This window comes from Streptomyces sp. NBC_01314 (assembly GCF_041435215.1).
Lineage (GTDB): Bacteria > Actinomycetota > Actinomycetes > Streptomycetales > Streptomycetaceae > Streptomyces.
Map to the genome: position 1 here is coordinate 6510665 of NZ_CP108394.1, position 18419 is coordinate 6529083.

Genomic DNA, 18419 nt, shown 5'->3' on the forward strand with positions numbered 1-18419 from the left:
GGAGTTCGGGCGGGTCGTCGCGCCCGACGGCGCCGGTCTGGTGATCCAGCATGGCCGGTCACATGCTGCCTGTCCTCCTGAGCACGGAGCAGGAACAGGCCCTCGCCTTACACGCCCGCCGACGATCTGCTGAACCTGCCCTTCACCGATCCGGAGGTCGCGGGACAGAGCGCCTATCCGCTGGCCAAGTACGGCAACCGGCTGCGGTTCAGGCCGCCAGTGCATCCTGGGGCGAGCGGAAGCCCGGATCAACTCCATCAGCCCCGGCGTGATCGCCACGATCCGCCGCACGTCCTTCGGTCAGGAAGTCAGGTCGGCCCTATCGGTGATCTCCGAGACCCGGGCGCCGGGCTGCTCGGCGTCGTAGGCCGGCGTCCACGCCTTCTTCGGCCGGAGGGACGACGGGTATGTGTTGCAGCGCCGTCGGGCGGGTGGTTCTGATACCGCCCGACGGGCCCGTCATGCCCGAGAGCCGAAGCGCAAGCAGAAGCAGTCCACAGGCGAACTGGCGAGCGTCATGAAACCCCGAGACTGTCGAGCCAATCACCCACCTCCGCCTCTGCACTGCCCATGTCGTCTCGCGAGATCGTGAACGCATTACTGATCACGGTTGAATCAGCAAGCTTTTCGGTGACGATATCAACAGTTCCCGACAGGCGGCTTCCACCATGGGTACTGAACAGGATGATGTTCTTTTTGCTGAAATCGTGCTGCTCAAGGAATGTGTACACCGGCATCGGCAGACCGTACCACCAGATCGGATAACCGATGAACACGGTGTCATACTCTTCGAGGTTCGGGATCAGAGTCTTGAGTTTCGGCCTTTCGTTTTCTTCCTGCTGTTTGAGTGCAAGATCCGACAGCGTTTTGTGATCAAGGGGCAACTCCTCTGCTGTCTCGATGCGGAACACTCTGGCGCCCGTGCTCTCCCCAATGATTTGAGCGACGTGCTGGGTGTTTCCGAGAACCTTGCCGTCAACGACGTGAGTACTGCTCTCCTCGTCTCCGGTCATGTTGTTCGGGTCATCGGTTTCCGGCATTGAAAAATAGGCGACCAAAGTACGCGACTTGTCCAGCGGAGGAGCGGTTTTCGAGGATTCGGAATCGCCGAGCGCCTCGCTTGCCCCTCCTACTATTGAGCAGCCTGCGGCGCTACCTCCCGCCAATGTGACGGCGGCCAGTGCAAGAAATTTCCGGCGCGTAGTGTTTGTCATCTCAGTGAACTCCGTTTCGTCGTCGATGCCGATTTCCTTGGGGCGGCGTGGACAGGTAATCGCACCGCCTACATGGTGAGGCGTTCTTGGTGTATTCGCCGTGCAGAGACTCCGATGCGTCGCAGTAGACGCTGGTTTGCCAACACGGCGGGGTTCGGACCCACGATGAAGAACGCGCCCTTTGCAACTGCCTCCGCGGACAGAGTGCCGGCAAGGTCTTCGCGTCGGAACCGGCCAACATTGATGGTGACCTGCAGCTGGCCACCTGACGCCGCCTGGTACTCCTCGAGCACGTCACGGTAATAGGCGTCTTCCGGGTTACGCACAGCCCACAGCAGGTGAATCTTTCGCGTGGTGTGGTGAGCTGCTGCCAGGCTGAGAAGAGGCGCCACGCCCGCGCCCATCCCGACGAGGACGAGCGGGGCTTCACGGTCCCGCCCTTGGATGATCGATTCGAAGCGGCCGAATGGCCCCTCCAGGCGGACGCGGGTTCCCACTTCGACATTGTCGAGGCGGCGAGTGAAGTCTCCGTGCTGCCGAATCGTGAAACTCAGAGCCTTCCGGTTGTCGTCGGTGACTGAGAAGGGATGCCATTCTCTGCTCACGGAAGAAGACCCCTCGAAGCTGAGGAAGAAGAAGTCACCTGGCTGCAAGGTCGTCGCTTTGCTGTCGAGACCCACCGACACCCTGCGGGTCGCCCCGCCGCGCGTGTCGTTGCTTGTGACGGTCCCCATCAGATACGTGTCGGGCGCGATCCATTTCTTCCAGACGTAGATGCCGAGTGCCATCACCGTGTACAGATCAAACAGCACCATGAACGCAAAGTACTGGTTGACTCTCACGAGTAGGTGGGCGTGCAGCCAGATCATCGCCACGATCACCAGGTTGAGTCGATGAATCCACAGGGAAAGCCGGCGACGGAAGACAGTCTCCAGGAGTCTCTTGACCGCCAGCAGCAGTCTCGACCTGTCGACGAACCACCCGCTCATGAAGAACACCGAGTAGCACAGCACTGCGAGGGCCCCGTAGAACGCCCAATCTCCCAGAATGCGGGCCAGGCTGTTCGGTGAGTAGGAGTTGTCACTGTGCGTATAGGCCGCAGCGAGTGCCAGTACGCCGAGTGCCCCATGCAAGCCGTAGATGGACGGAAGTCCCACGAAACGGTGCAGCCAGGACGGTCTCACACTGAGCACGATGGACAACAGCCACCATGTATAGGCAATCAAGCCGAGGAAGATATAGAACTTCAGGCGTTCGGGTTCATCGGCCACGAGATCATAGGTGAGCACCAGCGGGAGCGGAAACGCCACCGCGAAGCTCCAGAACAGCAGTTTACGTAGCATCGCTAGGGCTCCACCCGGGTTATCCGGTCCGGCTCGCTCGACCGTTGTCCGGACTCAGGCGTTCTGGCGTCGCTCAGGAGAGAACCTCCTCGACTGCCCGTGTCTCGCACATTTTGCAGGTTGACATAAATGAGTACTGCCACGGTCAGGGCGGCAACAGTGATCAGGATCACGGCTTTGCATTTCCGATTTCCGTGTGTGCTCTTCTCGGTGAGGGCTTGCTCCGACCGATCACCCCGCCGATGCATTTTTCTTTCATCGGGTGACTTCGAGGTCTTACTCATCGAGTACCCCTCCTGTTTCCATTGCGTGGATCTCCTGCCTGTGCCCTGTTGCGATGTCGATGGCCGTCCTTCTGCGGAGGAATCAATTGCGGCGGAGACATGTTTCCGCACGGCCTCGGTGACAGCCTGGCCCTCGACGTTTCGTTCAGGACGGGGAGTGACGTGCGTGAGGCAGTCGCACGTTGCGGGGCGTACGTCAGGAATCCCACATGGGTTACATCGCGCACTCGACGGCAGCGCGGCTCCCTGGCAGAGAGTTGCTCGGGTTCGCCGGGGGCTGGCCTGACGCCGCGATATCGACCAGTGCGGCCAGGAAATCGACCAGTGCGGCCAGGAACATGTGGCCTGTGCAGTGAAGGCCACGGCGCAGCCGTGGGTCAGGGAATCCGCGGCAGCCGTTGCTTCGGTGGCGGATCGTGTCGCTGGGCCGCAGATGTTGACGACTCCCGCGGATCGAGACGCGTGGCTCGTCGGTCAGTCGGAGGTCTCGGCCGACCCAGCCGGCTCGGAGTCGTTGACCGGTTCGGACTCGTCGATGTCGTCGTTGGTGGCGGCCCAGCTGGCCAGCAGGTTCAGGGCGTCCTGCGAACGTGACGCGGGCTCGGCGGTGTAGGTGAGGAGGCTCTGGCTGGCGTCGCCCCCGAGAGGGAAGGTCTCGAAGGGCAGGTCCAGGTCGCCGACGACCGGGTGGTGTAGGCGCTTCAGGCCGGTGGTGTGGATGCGGACGTTGTGGGCGGCCCAGCGGCGACGGAAGTCCTCGCTGCGGGTGGACAGTTCCCCGATCAGGTCGGTCAGGCGCCGGTCGTAGGCGTCGCGGCCGGCCTCGGCGCGCAGCATGGCGACGACGTCGTTGGCGACCTGGTCCCAGTCGCGGAAGAACTCGGGTGCGTGCGGGTCGAGGAAGACGAACCGCGCGTTGTTGGGCGGCCGCGCCGGGTCGGCGTAGGCCGGGGAGAACAGCGCCCGCCCGAGGGCGTTGGCGGCCAGGATGTCCAGGCGTCCGCTGAGGACGAACGCGGGCGTTCCGGTCATCGAGTCGAGGACACGCTGTACCGCGGGCCGGACGCGCTGCTGGGCGGGCTTGCGGCGCGGGGGACGGGTCGTGCCGGCGCCGCGCAGGAGGTCGAGCAGGTGGATGCGCTCGGCCTCGTCGAGCCGCAGTGCCTGCGCGATGCCGTCGATGACGCTCTCGGAGACGCCGGTGGCGTTGCCGCGCTCCAGCCGGGTGTAGTACTCGCTGGAGATGCCCGCGAGCAGGGCGACCTCCTCCCGGCGCAGCCCGTTGACCCGCCGACGGTCTCCCCCGTACGAGGGCAGTCCGGCCTGCTCGGGTGTGACCCTGGCCCGTCGCGAGCCCAGGAATTCCCGGATCTCTGCACGGAAATCATCACGCATATCGCGATTGGTGTCATAGGGGTTGTTTCTGCCTGTCATGCGCTCCACTCTACGAGCGCTTTCCTCTGTCTGGGGGTCCCTGTCAGTGACCCCCTCATCAGGGACTCCCAAACACCTGTGACAAACGGTTCTGTTGGTGGTGCACCGCCCACGGCGGTGTGAACGGCCCGGACACGGCGGCACTTCTGCAGCCGTAACCAGCCCTTCCGCGGCGCCGCCGGCGCCGCGATCCCCGGAATCAGAAGGATGAATCATGCGTCGATACACCAAGCCTGCCGTCGTCGTCACGGCGCTGGGAGCGCTCGGCCTCGCGGCCTTCGGATCGGGTGCCGCGGACGCGGCCGGCGGCAACGCCGGCTCCGGCTCGTCGCCTCGCGTCACGGCCGAGTCCGTCTCGTGGAACCACGGAACCGCGCAGGTGAACAAGCGCGTCATGCAGCGTTTCACCAGTGAGTTCCTGCCCACCGGCGATCCTGCTCTGGCGAGGAAGTTCATCAGCCCGAACATCGTCATGCACTTCGGCGGAACGACACAGCAGGGCCGGGACACCTACCTCGGCATCGTCGCCGCGAACATGAAGGCCTTCCCCGACCTCAAGTGGACGGTGGAGGACATGCGGGCCGAGGGCGACACCGTGGCCATCCGCTACACCATGACCGGCACGCACGAGGGCCCCTTCGCAGGAGTCGAGGGCACGGGCAAGAAGATCCACGCGGAGAGCTTCGCGTTCTACCGCCTGTCCCACGGCAAGATCGTCGAGGAGCGCGCCCAGCTCGACATGCTCGGCATCCTCACGCAGATGGGCGCCATCCCCGCCGCGTAGCAGCGGAGTGGAGTTCTGTACTTCACCCGGCTACGCCGCACCCGCCCCTGCACCAGTGCCATGACCGGCGCTCGGCGTCCCTCGGCGCGGCGCGGCGGCGTACGGGCCCCCGCCGCCCCTGCGCCGCACATTCCAGAGAACCAAGCATCCAGAGAACCAAAGAAACCAAGGAACAGGACTCCTCCCATGGCAACGAAGCTGTCCGGCACTGTCGCGCTCGTCACCGGTGCGAGCAGCGGTATCGGCGCCGCCACCGCCCGCCGGCTCGCCGAGGACGGCGCCTCCGTCGCCCTCGTGGCCCGCCGCAAGGACCGTCTGATCGAGCTCGCCGCCGAGATCGAGAAGGCCGGCGGCATCGCCCTGGTCGTGGAAGCGGACATCACCGACCGAGCTCAGGCCGAGGCCGCCGTACAGCGGACCGTCGAGCACTTCGGACGCCTGGACACCCTGGTCAACAACGCCGGCCTGATGCTCCTGGGCCCCGTTGTCGGCGCGGACGCCGACGAATGGGAGCGCATGATCGCCGTCAACGTCCAGGGTCTGCTTTACACCACCCGCGCTGCCCTCCCGCACCTGCTCAAGGCCGCCGAGGACGGGTCGCGCCGGGTCGCCGACATCGTCAACATCAGCTCGATCGCCGGCCGTGTCGCCTGGAACGGCTACGGCGTCTACAACCTCACCAAGTTCGGTGTGAACGGCTTCACCGAAGCCCTGCGCCAGGAAGTCACCCAGCGCCACGTCCGCGTCGGCGTCCTGGAGCCCGGCGGCGTGGAAACCGAGCTCGGCTCGCACAACGACCACAAGCCCGAGGTCCGCGACGCGATCGGCGCCTTCTACGAGCAGACCGAGGTCCTCGCCCCCGACGACATCGCGGACGGCGTCGCCTACATGGTCACCCGTCCCCGCCATGCCTCCATCGGCGAACTGTGGATCATGCCCACCGACCAGGCCTGACCCTGCCCGTCGCCATCCACCGCCAACCATTTCCAAGGAACCCTCATGAGCAAGGTCATTCTCGTCACCGGTGCCGGACGTGGTCTGGGCACGGACATCGTCCGTGAGGCCCTCGCCGCCGGGCACCAGGTCGTCGCCACCGGCCGCCGCCCCGACCAGGTCGAGAAGACCCTCGGAGGTCCGCAGGACAACCTGCTGGTCACCAAGCTCGATGTCACCAGCCTCGAGGACGCCGAGGCCGCCGCGCAGGCCGCCGTCGACCGCTTCGGCCGCATCGACGTGCTGATCAACAACGCCGGGAACTTCTTCGCCGGCTACTTCGAGGAGATCACGCCCGCGCAGATGCGCCAGCAGATCGAGACCAACCTCTTCGGCCCCATGAACGTCACCCGCGCGATCCTGCCCGTGATGCGCAAGCAGCGCTCCGGGCACGTCATCACCCTGTCCTCCTCCGCAGGAATCATCGGCCAGGAGTTCTGCGTCGCCTACGCCGCCTCCAAGTTCGGCGTCGAGGGCTGGATGGAGTCACTGCGCTACGACGTCGAGCCGTACGGCATCCACACCACGGTCGTGGAGCCCGGCTTCTTCCGCACCGAGCTGCTCGTGGACGCCTCCACCACCTGGCCCGAGCCGACCATCGACGACTATGCCGAGCGCACGACGGCCACCATCACCGCATGGAAGAGCATGAACGGCCAGCAGAGCGGCGACCCCGCCAAACTCGCCCGCGCCCTGCTCACCATCACCGCCCAGGACAAGCCCCTGCAGCGCTTCGTCGCCGGAGCCGACGCCATCGAAGGCGTCACCGCCAAAGCCCGCGAACTCCTCGCCCAGGCCGAAGCCTCCCGCGAACTCGGCGCCAACCTCGCCCACGACGACACCAACGCCTGACACACCCAAACCCAGGCTTCGGCCGACCGATGATCGGAGCGACGCACACCATGAACCCGACCTACGACTTCGAGAACAAGGTGGCACTCGTCACGGGCGCGGCGTCTGGCATGGGACTCGCGACGGCCCGCGCCTTCGCCGAGGCCGGAGCCGCCGTCGTGCTGGCGGACGTGGACAAGGAGGCCGTGAATTGGGCGACCGAGGAACTCACCTCGGCCGGCCACCGGGCGATCGGCGTCGTCTGCGACGTCACGGACGAAAGCCAGACGGCCGCGATGGTGGAACGCGCGGTCACGACATTCGGCCGTCTGGACATGGCGTTCAACAACGCCGGTGTGCAGGTACCGCCCAGTGACGCGGCCGACGAGCCGGCCGAGAACTTCGACCACGTGAACGCGGTCAACCTGCGCGGCGTCTGGGCCAGCATGAAGCACGAGCTTCGCCAGATGCGAGAGCAGGGCAGCGGTGCCATCGTCAACTGCTCGTCCCTGGGCGGGCTCCTGGGCATGCCACAACGCGCGGCCTATCACGCGTCCAAGCACGGCGTGATCGGCCTGACCAAGAGCGCCGCCGTCGAGTACGCCCCCAGGGGGATCAGGATCAACGCCGTGTGCCCCGGAGTGATCGACACTCCCATGGCCGCGGGCATGCTCGAGAGCCAGGCCGACGCCATGGCGGAGATCATGAAAGAGCAGTCGATCGGAAGGCTTGGTCGAGCGGACGAGGTCGCCGCAGCCGTTCTCTGGCTGTGCAGTCCGGGAGCCAGCCTCGTGGTCGGTGTCGCTCTCCCCGTCGACGGCGGCTTCACCGCTCACTGACCGAACGCCCTCCTTCCCACACGCTGACGAACGACGCCGGACCGCCACGTACGACCGGCACCGCGCATCTCGGCAGGCTGGCGGAACTCCTCACATTCTGCCGCCACATCTTTCATCGCAACTGACCAGTACGGGAACGCTGTTCACCCCAGTGGTGACCAGCCAGACGGGCTGAGACGAACCGGTTCTGCCTCCGGGCACCCCCACGAGTCAGGCCCTCGACCTTCCGCCGATCCGAAAGCGTAGAGATGTCCACTGAACTCACCGAGTCAGCTGTTCCTCCCCCCACCGATCCCTCTGCCGATTCTCCTTCGGCACCGTCCCGGCGCACGTTCATCGCGACGACCACCGCGGTCGGGGGCGCTGTCGTCGCCGGGGGCCTGGTCACCGGCTCGCCCCTGCTGGGTGCCGGGGAAGCGGTCGCCGCCGAGGCGCCACCGAGCAGTCGCGTCTCGCTGACCGTCAACGGCAAGCGGCACACCGTCACGGTCGACAACCGGACCTCACTCCTCGACCTGCTCCGCGAGCACCTGGATCTACCCGGCTCGAAGAAGGGCTGCAACGCCGGGGCGTGCGGGGCATGCACGGTGCTGGTCGACGGGCGGCGGGTCAACTCCTGTCTGACGTTGGCAGTCCGGTTGGAGGGCGCCGAGGTCACGACCATCGAAGGCCTCGCCCCCGGGGGTGAGGACGGTGAACTGCACCCGCTGCAGAAGGCGTTCATCGAAGAGGACGCCTTCCAGTGCGGCTACTGCACGCCCGGACAGATCATGTCCGGCGTCGGCTGCATCCAGGAGGGCCACACCGGCTCCAAGGACGAGATCCGGGAGTGGATGAGCGGCAACATCTGCCGCTGCGGTTGCTACGTCAAGATCGTGCGCGCGGTCGAGCAGACCGCCCAAGGGAAATGAGGCCCGGTCTCCATGTATCCCTTCTCCTTCACCAAGGTCTCGGACACCCGTGCGGCGGTCAACGCAGGCCGCGACGGCGGACGTTACATCGCCGGCGGCACCACTCTGGTCGACCTGATGCGTGAGACGGTCGAACGCCCCGAAACCCTCGTCGACATCAGTGACCTGCCGTTGGGCGAGATATCCGTCACGGGCCGCGGGGGCCTGCGCATCGGCGCCCTGGCGCGGATGGCGGATGCCGCCGCCCACCCCAAGGTCCGCGCCACCTACCCCGTGATCTCGCAGGCGCTGGAGCTGAGCGCGTCGGCCCAGTTGCGCAACATGGCGACCATCGGCGGCAACATCATGCAGCGCACCCGCTGTACGTACTTCCGTGATGTGACGGCGGCCTGCAACAAGCGTGAGCCGGGCTCGGGTTGCGCGGCGCGGGAAGGCTACAACCGCACCCACGCCATCCTGGGCACGTCCAACGACTGCGTGGCCACGCATCCCTCCGACGTGGCCGTGGCCTTCGCCGCGTTGGAGGCGAGCGTGTACCTGCTCGGCCCGGACGGCGCGCGCAGCATCCCGTTCGCCGACTTCCTGCTGCGGCCGGGCAGCACCCCGAACCGCGAACAGGCCCTCCGCAACGGCGAGTTGATTACCTCCGTGGAGATCCCCGCCCTTCCGCGTCCGCTGAAGTCCGGCTATCTGAAGGTGCGTGACCGGCAGTCGTACGAGTTCGCGCTGACCTCGGCGGCCGTGGCGCTGCACATCCGGGGCGGGGTGATCCGGGAGGCGAAGGTCGCCGCCGGAGGTGTGGGCACCGTGCCGTGGAAGCTGTCGGCTGTCGAGAAGCACCTTGTCGGTGAGCGGCCGTCGAACCGGCTCTGGGCTGCGGCGGCCGAGCACGCGGCGGCCGGTGCCCGCCCGCTGCAGCACAACCGCTTCAAGGTCGAACTCCTCACCCGCACCGTCGAGCGCCAGCTGCGCATCGTAGGAGGTACCAAGTGAGCCCGCAGCCCCAATCGGCCGTCGGAGCGCCGTTGTCCCGTGTGGACGGCCGGCTCAAGGTGACCGGGAAGGCGACCTACGCCGCCGAGCACGACATCGAAGGCGTCGTCCACGCGGTCGTCGTGGACAGCAGCATCGGCCGCGGACGTATCACCGGCATCGACACCCGCGCCGCCCTCGCCCAGCCCGGCGTACTGAAGGTGATCAGCCACCTCAACGCACCCGTGCTGCCCTACCGCGGCAACCCGGAGTCGTTCGATCCGCCGGGCAGGCAGCTGCGGGTCTTCCAGGACGACAAGGTCCTCTTCCGCGGTCAGCCGGTCGCCGTCGTGGTCGCCACCACACTGGAGGCCGCCCAGCACGCGGCCGAGCTGGTGAACATCCGCTACGACGCCGAGAAGACGTCGACCGACATGACCTCCGCTCCGGCCGGCGAACCCGTTACCTACGCGCGGGGCGACGCGGACAAGGCGTTCGCATCGGCCCCTGTGAAGGTGGACGCGACCTACCAGCAGGCCCGCGCCCATCACAACGCGATGGAACTCCACGCCACCATCGCCCGCTGGGAAGGCGACAAGCTCACCCTGTGGGACAAGACCCAGTGGCCGAAGGGCACGCAGAAGGACATCGCCGCCGTGTTCGGCATCCCGAACGACTCGGTACATGTCATCTCCCCGTTCGTCGGCGGCGCGTTCGGCAACGCGATACGCGCCTGGCCCCACATCACCATCTCGGCCCTCGCCGCCCGTGAGACGGGGCGTCCGGTCAAGCTCATGCTGACCCGCAGGCAGCTGTACTTCGGGGTGGGGTACCGGCCCTCGTACGAGTACCGGGTGCGCCTCGGCAGCGACCGACGCGGCCGGGTGAGCGCCATGGTCCAAGACCTGAAGGCCGAGACCTCGACGTACGAGAACTTCACCGAGAGGGTCCTGCACACCGGGCAGATGCTCTACAACGCGCCCCACGTCAGCCAGGACTACCGGACCGTGGCGCTGGACGTGAACACGCCCATCTGGATGCGCGGCCCCGGCTTCGCCACGGCCGGCTTCGCCATCGAGTCGGCGATGGACGAACTCGCCCACGAGCTGGGCATCGACCCCATCGAACTGCGCCAGCGCAACGAACCGGAGGAGGACCCGGCCGAGCAACTGCCGTTCTCCACCCGGAGGCTGCGCGAGTGCTACACCGTCGGCGCCCGCGAGTTCGGCTGGCACCGCCGCAACCCCCGGCCGCGCTCCACCCGCGACGGCGATTGGCTGATCGGCACCGGCATGGCCGCCGGCGCCTACGACGTCCTGCGGAACGCAGCCCAGGCCCGCGTCAGACTGGACGCCGACGGCACCGCCCTGGTCGAGGCCGCGACCAGCGACATGGGCCCTGGCACCTACACCTCCCACACCCAGGTCGCCGCGGACGCCCTCGGCCTGACCATGCGCAATGTGACCTTCCGGCTCGGCGATTCCACCATGCCGCCGACCCCGCCCCACGGCGGCTCGCAGACCATGACCAACGTCGGTTCCGCCGTCCAGGACGGCTGCGACAAAGTACGTCTGCAGGCGATCAATCTCGCTGTCGAGGACCGGCGCTCACCGCTGTACGGCGCCGACGCCTACGACATCGTGGTCCGGGCCGGACGCCTGCACATGAAGCGCAATCCCGCACGCGGGGAGACCTACCGGCAGCTTCTGGCCCGCAACAACCGCACCCACCTCGAAGTCCTCGGCACCTGGACCCCGGGCGAGGCCCGGCACTCCATGTACACGTACGGCGCGATCTTCGTCGAGGTCGCCGTCGACGCCCGACTCGGGCTGGTGCGGGTGCGGCGGATGCTCGGCGTCTTCGACGCGGGGCGGATCATCAGCCCCAAGCTCGCCGACAGCCAGGCGCTCGGCGGCATGGTCGGCGGCATCGGTCAGGCCCTGCTGGAACACACCGTCACCGACCACCGCGACGGCCGGATCGTCAACGCCGACCTGGCCAACTACATGGTCCCGGTCAACGCCGACATCCCCGACCTGCGGGGGATCTTCCTCGATGGCGGTGAGGACCTCCATGCCGACCCCATCGGGGTGAAGGGACTCGGCGAGGTCGTCTTCATCGGCGTGGCGCCCGCCATCGCCAACGCGGTCTTCCACGCCACCGGCCGCCGCGTCCGCGAACTGCCCATCACCGCCGAAGCCCTGCTCTGAGTACCTGAGTGCTCGCCCGACCGTCCGGCGGTCGACCTGACCCCGCCGCCGGACCCCAGGGCCGCCGCCGTGCCACGTCTCTTCCGGACGGCACGGCGGCGGCCCGCCCCCAAGCTGTCGCCCCACGTCGTCCCACCCGGAGACCCGCCCATGCTGAACATCGCGGACACGCTCTACGACTGGTGTCGCGAGGGTCGCCCCTTCGCCCTCGCCACCGTCATCCAGGTCAGCGGCAGCGCACCCTTGCCACCCGGCACCGCCCTTGCCGTCGACGCCGACAGCACGGCGGTCGGCAGCATCTCCGGCGGCTGCGTGGAAGGAGCCGTCTACGAACTGTGCCAACAGGTCCTGGCGGACGGCGGTATCCCCGCACGAGCCCGGTTCGGCTACTCCGACGACGACGCCTTCGCCGTCGGCCTGACCTGCGGCGGCGAAATCGAAGTCCTGGTACAGCATGTGGAGCCAACGGCCCAGCCCCACCTCACTGTCGCCATGGAAGAGGTGGTGTCGGGCCGTCCCACCGCCGTGGCCCAGATCGTCGATGGCCCGGAGGAACTCGTCGGCCGCACGCTCTGCCTGTTCGGCGACGGCAGCGCCCACTACGGAACCCTGGGCGGCGCGCGCGAGGACCGGGCGGTGACGGCACAGGCCCGCGCACTGCTGCGCGCCGGGCGCACCGGCCTCGTCGAGGTCGGCGGCGACGCCGACACCTGCCCCGACCGGCTGTCCGTCCTCGTCCACACCCACGCGTCCCGCCCCCGCATGCTGATCTTCGGCGCGGTCGACTTCGCCGCCGCCCTCAGCCAGGCCGGCAGCTTCCTCGGCTACCGGGTCACCGTCTGCGACGCCCGCCCCGTCTTCGCGACCCCCGCCCGTTTCCCCCACGCCGACGAAGTCGTCGTCGACTGGCCCCACCGCTACCTGGAACACACCCAAGTCGACTCCCGCACCGCCGTCTGCGTCCTCACCCACGACGCCAAGTTCGACATCCCCCTCCTACGCCTGGCCCTCGACCTCCCGGTCGGCTACGTCGGCGCCATGGGCTCCCGCCGCACCCACGACCACCGCCTGGACGCCCTGCGTGAAGCCGGCGTACCCGACGACCAACTGACCCGCCTGCACTCCCCGATCGGCCTCGACCTCGGCGCCCACACCCCCGAGGAGACAGCCATCTCCATCACCGCCGAGATCATCGCCCATACCAACAACCGCACCGGCCGGCCCCTCTCCCACAGCACCGGACCCATCCACCAACCCGCCTCGGGCGACCTTTCACCGGCCGCACGAACACCCGCGTGACGACCCGACCGTCGCACCGCAACGGGAGTGCCCGCCATTCGCAGGCGGCTGCTCCCTCGGTGTGGCCGCCCCCGGCAGCAGGAACTCACCGGGACACGGGATGCCTCTCGGCTGCAAATGAGCCGAGGCCAGTGGAGGTTCTCCGGCCCGCGCACCGCACTGGATCGCTCGCCCGCACCCGACGGCCCGGATCCGAAGAGATGCGGCACCCCCAACCGCCCAAGGTATTGGCCGCCCGAGGCCGACATGACCCAACCGATGAGGAACCATCCGTGAGTGCCCTGTTCACCCCCCTGACCCTGCGGTCCCTCGAGATCCCCAACCGCGTCTGGACATCCCCGATGTGCATGTACTCCGCCGCCCAGGAGGGGCCGGAGACCGGGGTGCCGACCGACTTCCACCTCACCCACCTGGCCAGCCGGGCAGCCGGCGGCGCCGGTCTGGTGATGGCCGAGGCGACCGGGATCCGGCCCGACGGGCGCATCACCCCCTGGGACCTGGGCCTGTGGAACGACCGCCAGCAACAGGCGTTCGCCCGCATCACCGCGGCCATCCGCTCGCACGGCTCGGTCCCGGCGATCCAGCTCACGCACGCCGGCCGCAAGGCATCCGTCGACAAGCCCTGGCTCACCGGCGGGTACCTACCCCAGACAGAGGGCGGCTGGCAGCCGATCGCCCCCAGCCCGGAGCCGTTCACCGGACGGCCCGCCCCCCACGAGCTCACCCTGGACGAGATCCAGCAACTGGTGCGCGACTTCGCCGAGTCGGCGAAGCGCGCCCTGGCCGCCGGCTTCCAGGTGGTCGAACTGCACGGCGCCCACGGATTCCTGATCAACTCCTTCCTCTCCCCAGCCTCCAACCACCGCACCGACGCCTACGGCGGCAGTTTCGAGAACCGGCTGCGCTTCGCTCTGGAGGTCGTCAACGCCGTACGCATGGTGTGGCCCGAGAACCTACCGGTCTTCTTCCGCACCTCGGCCACCGACTGGCTGACCGAGAACCCGGAGGACGACCGCGAGGGCTGGACCGGCGACGACACCGTCCGCCTCGCCAAGGAACTGCGCGCGCACGGCGTCGACCTGCTGGACGTGTCCAGCGGTGGAATGGTCGCCGACGCCACCATCCCCGTCGCACCCGGCTACCAGGTCCCCTTCGCCGCCCAAGCCCGTTCGGCGACCGGCATCCCCACCGGCGCCGTCGGCCTGATCCTGGAACCCGCCCAGGCCGAAGGCATCGTCGCCACCGGACAGGCCGACGCCGTCCTCCTCGGCCGCGAACTGCTGCGCAACCCCTACTGGCCCCAGCACGCCGCACTCGAACTCGGCGCCGAGCCCCGCTGGCCCGAGCAGTACGGCTACGCCGTACGACGGAACAGCAAGCGCTGAGAGAACGGCACCCGCCGCACCAGCACATGACCCGCGCCGCACCGCCACGGCCCCGCCGGTCGACGCTTCGCCATCAACATCCCAAGACGGTCCTCACGATCCTTGCCCGCCGCAGGCGGGCCTGAGCCGGCCGTCGGCACTCAGGGAAAGGAACACCCCGTTCATGCGCGCACAGCAGTCCTCATCCATGAAGGCGATCGGCGTTCGAACCTATGGCGGCCCGGAGGTGCTGCACACCGTCGAGCTTCCGGAGCCGCACGCCGGTCCCGGTGAGGTGCGGGTTCGGGTGCGTGCCGCCGGGGTGAACCCGGCCGACGTCATGCTCCGCGACGGTTCCCTCGCCGAGTGGTATCGCGATCTCGAACCTCCCTTCATTCCCGGCATGGACGTGGCGGGAACGCTCGACGAGGTCGCGGACGACGTCAGGGCCGCGTACGGACTGTCCGAGGGCGATCCGGTGATCGGCGTCGTCGACAATCACGGCCGTCACGGCGGCTACAGCGAGTACGTCGTCCTGCCGGCCGCGTCGGTCACGCGTCAGCCTGCCGGGACGACGTTCCCGCAGGCCGCCTCGTTCCTCATGAACGCGCTGACCGCCCGGTGCGTCCTGGACTTCCTCGCACTCGCCCCCGGCTCGACACTGGCCGTCACCGGAGCCGGCGGTGCCGTCGGCGGCTACGTCGTCGAGCTCGCCGCCGCGGAGGGCCTGCGCGTAGTCGCGGTGGCCTCCGAGCAGGACGAGGAGTGGCTGCGCTCCCGCGGCGCCGACACCTTCGTCGCTCGCGGAGACGACATCGCACAGCGCGTGCTGGACGCCGTGCCCGGTGGAGTCGACGCCGTCGCGGACAGCGCCATGCTGCACGAGCGGATCACGCCGGCGATCCGCGACAACGGCCGGCTCGCGGTCCTGCGTTTCTGGGACGCCGATCCCGGCCGCGGCATCACCGTGTATCCCGTGAACGTCCGCACACGCGTCACCGACACGGCGGCCGTCACCCAGCTGCGCGAGCAGGTCGAGTCAGGTGCGCTCACCCTCCGAGTCGCGGCAGCCCTGCCTGCGGACCAGGCAGCCGAGGCTCATCGGCAGCTCGAGAAGGGCGGCCTGCGGGGGCGGCTCGTCCTCGAGTTCCCGCCCCCAGCGGCCACCTGAGAATCACCGCAGGAGTCGTCGCTCAGCAAATGGGTGGGAAGCCTGCCAAAAGAGCTTCACACTCGTCGGCCGGAGGCGTTTCTGGTGATGACGACACGGGTTCTGCCAGTCACTCGGTAGCCGCGGCTTCGGGGGCGGGGGGGAAGTTCCCGGAGTGTCTTCGGCTGGATTCGAACCTGCGCCACGACTGCGGAGACACTGGTTCCTTCGCCGTGCCTGGTTGTGCGACCTGTGGCACTGTCCGTCTATGGGTGGGCTGTGGGTACGGTGGTACTGCCGTACCGGTCGGGTGACGTGTGCGTCGTCCGTGTCCGGCGCCTGGCGGTAGTGGCCGTGATGTGTCGGCGCTGCGTGGTGTGCGGAGCGGCGCAGGCCCGGCGGGTTGCCCCGGCCTACAGCGTGGTTCCGCGAAGGAGGAGGTGAGGGCGCGGCGTGCCCAGCATGATCTCGGAAGCGGGGAACCTGCCCGTCGCCTTCACCAGCTTCGTGGGCCGACGGCACCTCATCGCCGAGATCCGCCGTCTCCTCGGCCAGGCGCGACTGCTGACGCTCACCGGAATGGGCGGGGTGGGCAAGACGCGGCTGGCGCTGGAGGCGGCCGCCGAGTCGAGCAGGGCCTTCGCGGACGGCGTGTGGCTGGTCGATCTGGCTCCGGTGCTGGAGCCAGCGGCGGTGGCGGACGCGGCCGCAGCCGCGCTGGGGGTGCCTGACCTGGGCACCAGGCCCGTCCTGGAGCAGCTCGCGGCGTATCTGGCCGGGCGCAGGGCGCTGCTAGTGCTGGACAACTGCGAGCACCTGGTCGACGCGTGCGCCGAGCTGGCCGACACGCTGCTGGCGGCCGCTCCTGAGGTACGCGTTCTGGCGACGAGCCGACAGACGCTGGGCATCGCGGGCGAGCACGTCCTGGTGGTGCCGCCGCTGTCGGTGCCGGACGAGGCGGTCCAACTTCTGCGGGACCGGGCCACCGCCGTCCGGCCGGAGTTCCGGATCACGGATCTGAACCGGGCCGGGGCCTCCCGCCTCTGTGCCGACCTGGACGGACTGCCGCTGGCGATCGAGCTGGCCGCGTCCCGGCTGCGGACGCTCACCGTCGATCAGGCGGTGGACCGGCTGGCGGACCGTTTCGCGCTGCTCACGAGTGGCAGCAGGATCGCGCGGCCTCGGCAGCGCACGCTGCGGGCTCTGGTCGACTGGAGCTACGAGCTGTGCGCCCCCGCCGAGCGGCTGCTGTGGAACCGGCTGTCGGTCTTCACCGGCGGGTTCACCCTGGACGCGGCGGAGGGCGTCTGCGTGGGGGAGGGCATCGACCGGCGCGAGGTGGTGGACCTCCTGGACCGGCTGGTCGGCCAGTCCGTCGTCCTGGCCACCGAGCAGGAGGGCCTGTCGCGCTACCGGTTGTTGGAGACCATCCGCCACTACGGCAGGCAGCGGCTCGCCGAGTCCGGCGAGGAGCAGCGGCTGTTGCGACGTCACCGCGACTTCTTCCTCGCCCTCGTCGAATGCGGCGCCGACAGCTGGTACGGCCCGGGCCAGGAGGACACCCTGGCCCGGCTGCGCGCCGACCACAGCAATCTGCTCGCGGCACTGGACCACGGCGGTGACCCGCAGGCCGAGCTGGCGCTGGCCGCGGCGCTGCGTTTCCACTGGTGCGCCGATGGATTCCTCGGTGAGGGGCGCCGCCGGCTCAGCCGGGCGCTCGATGCCGCACCCGAGCCCACCCCGGCCAAGGCCCGGGCGCTTCTGGCCGCCGCCTGGGTGGCGCTGCTACAGGGCGATCTCGCGACGGCTGACCGATGGCTGAACGAGGCAGGGGAGCTGGGCGACCAACTGGACGATCCGGCAGTACGAGCGAACGGCCAGGGCTTCCGCGGGACGCTGGCGCTGTTCCGGGGGCGTTTCGAGGAGGCCGTGCCCCTTCTCGAGGACGCGGTGGCCGCTCAGACGGCGCTGGGGCAGGAAGCAGCGACGGTCTTCTGGCTGTTCCAGCTCGCCAACACCCAGGCCCACATCGGTGACCCGCGCACGGCCGAGACCGCCAGGCAGGCGGTCGCCACCGCGCAGGCCTACGGTGAGCGTTGGACTCGCGCGTACGCGCTGTGGGTGCTGGGCCTTGACGCCTGGGTTCACGGCGACCAGGAGGCGGCCACGGGGCTGACCCGTGCCGGGCTGGCGATCCAGCAGGGCTTCAACGACCACGTCGGGGCCGCGCTGCTGCTGGAGCTGCTCGCCTGGATCAGCGCCGCCCGTGACGACCACGAGCGGGCAGGTCGGCTACTGGGCACCGTGCGTGCCCTGTGGCGGGACACCGGCACCACTCTCTCCGTGTTCGGCCCCGATCTTGCCGAGCACCACGCACGCTGCGAGGAAGCGGTCGCAAGGGCCCTGGGCCCGGCAGCGTATGCGAACGCCCTCACCGAGGGCAGCCGCCACGACGGCCCAGGCCGCGGCATCGCCTTCGCTCTGGGCACCGGCGCCGAACCGGTTGCCCAGACCACTGCCCCGAGCCCGCTGACCCGCCGGGAGCGTGAGGTGGCCGCACTGGTGGCCCAGGGCATGAGCAACCGGCAGATCGCCGCCGCGCTCGTGCTCTCCCCGCGCACGGTCGACGGCCACATCGAGAACATCCGGGCCAAGCTCGGCTTCACCTCACGTGCCCAGATCGCGAGCTGGTGGGCGAGGAACCAAGAACCCACCCCGTAAGACCCAGGTAAAGAACCCCGTAAAAACGCCCATGGTCCGGGCCCACTCCCCCGTACCAAGCTTTGTGCCA

The 18419-nt window shown here is 68.6% G+C and carries 14 protein-coding genes; 11 read left to right on the plus strand and 3 right to left on the minus strand.

All coding sequences use genetic code 11. The features are described 5' to 3' along the window. Positions 1-515 precede the first annotated feature (515 nt). From OG622_RS28895 to OG622_RS28905, 3 genes are all read right to left on the minus strand, one after another. Complete coding sequence (locus tag OG622_RS28895) at positions 516-1214, minus strand: flavodoxin (RefSeq protein ID WP_371579539.1); 699 nt, start codon at positions 1212-1214, stop codon at positions 516-518. A gap of 68 nt (positions 1215-1282) precedes the next feature. Continuing rightward, a complete protein-coding gene (locus OG622_RS28900; RefSeq protein ID WP_371579540.1) occupies positions 1283-2557 on the minus strand; it encodes an FAD-binding oxidoreductase in 1275 nt (424 codons plus the stop codon). Positions 2558-3315: 758 nt separating this feature from the next. After that, positions 3316-4275: a helix-turn-helix domain-containing protein gene (locus tag OG622_RS28905; protein ID WP_371579541.1), complete on the minus strand. Its 960-nt coding sequence runs from the start codon at positions 4273-4275 to the stop codon at positions 3316-3318. A 214-nt stretch (positions 4276-4489) separates the two neighbouring features. Here OG622_RS28905 and OG622_RS28910 point away from each other — a divergent pair, with 214 nt between their 5' ends. The 11 genes from OG622_RS28910 (at position 4490) to OG622_RS28960 (ending at position 18349) form a co-directional block, all read left to right on the plus strand. After that, complete coding sequence (locus tag OG622_RS28910) at positions 4490-5059, plus strand: ester cyclase (protein ID WP_371579542.1); 570 nt, start codon at positions 4490-4492, stop codon at positions 5057-5059. A 186-nt stretch (positions 5060-5245) separates the two neighbouring features. After that, positions 5246-6013 (plus strand): SDR family NAD(P)-dependent oxidoreductase, encoded by a 768-nt coding sequence (locus tag OG622_RS28915; RefSeq protein ID WP_371579543.1) that lies wholly within the window; start codon positions 5246-5248, stop codon positions 6011-6013. 45 nt (positions 6014-6058) lie between these two features. Beyond that, positions 6059-6904 (plus strand): SDR family oxidoreductase, encoded by an 846-nt coding sequence (locus OG622_RS28920; RefSeq protein ID WP_371579544.1) that lies wholly within the window; start codon positions 6059-6061, stop codon positions 6902-6904. A gap of 50 nt (positions 6905-6954) precedes the next feature. Further along, positions 6955-7722: a glucose 1-dehydrogenase gene (locus tag OG622_RS28925; protein ID WP_371579545.1), complete on the plus strand. Its 768-nt coding sequence runs from the start codon at positions 6955-6957 to the stop codon at positions 7720-7722. A gap of 248 nt (positions 7723-7970) precedes the next feature. Then, positions 7971-8633, plus strand: coding sequence for a (2Fe-2S)-binding protein (locus tag OG622_RS28930; protein WP_371579546.1), 663 nt, complete (start codon positions 7971-7973; stop codon positions 8631-8633). A 12-nt stretch (positions 8634-8645) separates the two neighbouring features. Beyond that, positions 8646-9626 (plus strand): xanthine dehydrogenase family protein subunit M, encoded by a 981-nt coding sequence (locus tag OG622_RS28935; RefSeq protein WP_371579547.1) that lies wholly within the window; start codon positions 8646-8648, stop codon positions 9624-9626. After that, on the plus strand, positions 9623-11815 hold the full coding sequence (locus OG622_RS28940; RefSeq protein ID WP_371579548.1) for a xanthine dehydrogenase family protein molybdopterin-binding subunit: 2193 nt from the start codon (positions 9623-9625) through the stop codon (positions 11813-11815). The genes OG622_RS28935 and OG622_RS28940 overlap by 4 nt, the downstream gene beginning before the upstream one ends. A 150-nt stretch (positions 11816-11965) precedes the next feature. Next, positions 11966-13114: an XdhC family protein gene (locus OG622_RS28945; protein ID WP_371579549.1), complete on the plus strand. Its 1149-nt coding sequence runs from the start codon at positions 11966-11968 to the stop codon at positions 13112-13114. A 272-nt stretch (positions 13115-13386) separates the two neighbouring features. Continuing rightward, positions 13387-14499: an NADH:flavin oxidoreductase/NADH oxidase gene (locus OG622_RS28950; protein WP_371579550.1), complete on the plus strand. Its 1113-nt coding sequence runs from the start codon at positions 13387-13389 to the stop codon at positions 14497-14499. Between the two features lie 163 nt (positions 14500-14662). Continuing rightward, the gene (locus OG622_RS28955) at positions 14663-15649 is read left to right on the plus strand and encodes an NADP-dependent oxidoreductase (RefSeq protein ID WP_371579551.1); all 987 of its coding nucleotides are present in this window, start codon (positions 14663-14665) and stop codon (positions 15647-15649) included. A 441-nt stretch (positions 15650-16090) separates the two neighbouring features. Then, the gene (locus tag OG622_RS28960) at positions 16091-18349 is read left to right on the plus strand and encodes a LuxR C-terminal-related transcriptional regulator (protein WP_371584251.1); all 2259 of its coding nucleotides are present in this window, start codon (positions 16091-16093) and stop codon (positions 18347-18349) included. Positions 18350-18419 lie beyond the last annotated feature (70 nt).

Bases quoted from the DNA above. Each gene is read 5' to 3' on its own strand.
- OG622_RS28945 (WP_371579549.1), top strand. From the start codon at position 11,966: ATGCTGAACATCGCGGACACGCTCTACGACTGGTGTCGCGAGGGTCGC.
- OG622_RS28915 (WP_371579543.1), top strand. From the start codon at position 5,246: ATGGCAACGAAGCTGTCCGGCACTGTCGCGCTCGTCACCGGTGCGAGC.
- OG622_RS28925 (WP_371579545.1), top strand. From the start codon at position 6,955: ATGAACCCGACCTACGACTTCGAGAACAAGGTGGCACTCGTCACGGGC.
- OG622_RS28920 (WP_371579544.1), top strand. From the start codon at position 6,059: ATGAGCAAGGTCATTCTCGTCACCGGTGCCGGACGTGGTCTGGGCACG.
- OG622_RS28910 (WP_371579542.1), top strand. From the start codon at position 4,490: ATGCGTCGATACACCAAGCCTGCCGTCGTCGTCACGGCGCTGGGAGCG.
- OG622_RS28930 (WP_371579546.1), top strand. From the start codon at position 7,971: ATGTCCACTGAACTCACCGAGTCAGCTGTTCCTCCCCCCACCGATCCC.
- OG622_RS28955 (WP_371579551.1), top strand. From the start codon at position 14,663: ATGCGCGCACAGCAGTCCTCATCCATGAAGGCGATCGGCGTTCGAACC.
- OG622_RS28960 (WP_371584251.1), top strand. From the start codon at position 16,091: ATGATCTCGGAAGCGGGGAACCTGCCCGTCGCCTTCACCAGCTTCGTG.
- OG622_RS28900 (WP_371579540.1), bottom strand. From the start codon at position 2,557: ATGCTACGTAAACTGCTGTTCTGGAGCTTCGCGGTGGCGTTTCCGCTC.
- OG622_RS28895 (WP_371579539.1), bottom strand. From the start codon at position 1,214: ATGACAAACACTACGCGCCGGAAATTTCTTGCACTGGCCGCCGTCACA.
- OG622_RS28905 (WP_371579541.1), bottom strand. From the start codon at position 4,275: ATGACAGGCAGAAACAACCCCTATGACACCAATCGCGATATGCGTGAT.
- OG622_RS28935 (WP_371579547.1), top strand. From the start codon at position 8,646: ATGTATCCCTTCTCCTTCACCAAGGTCTCGGACACCCGTGCGGCGGTC.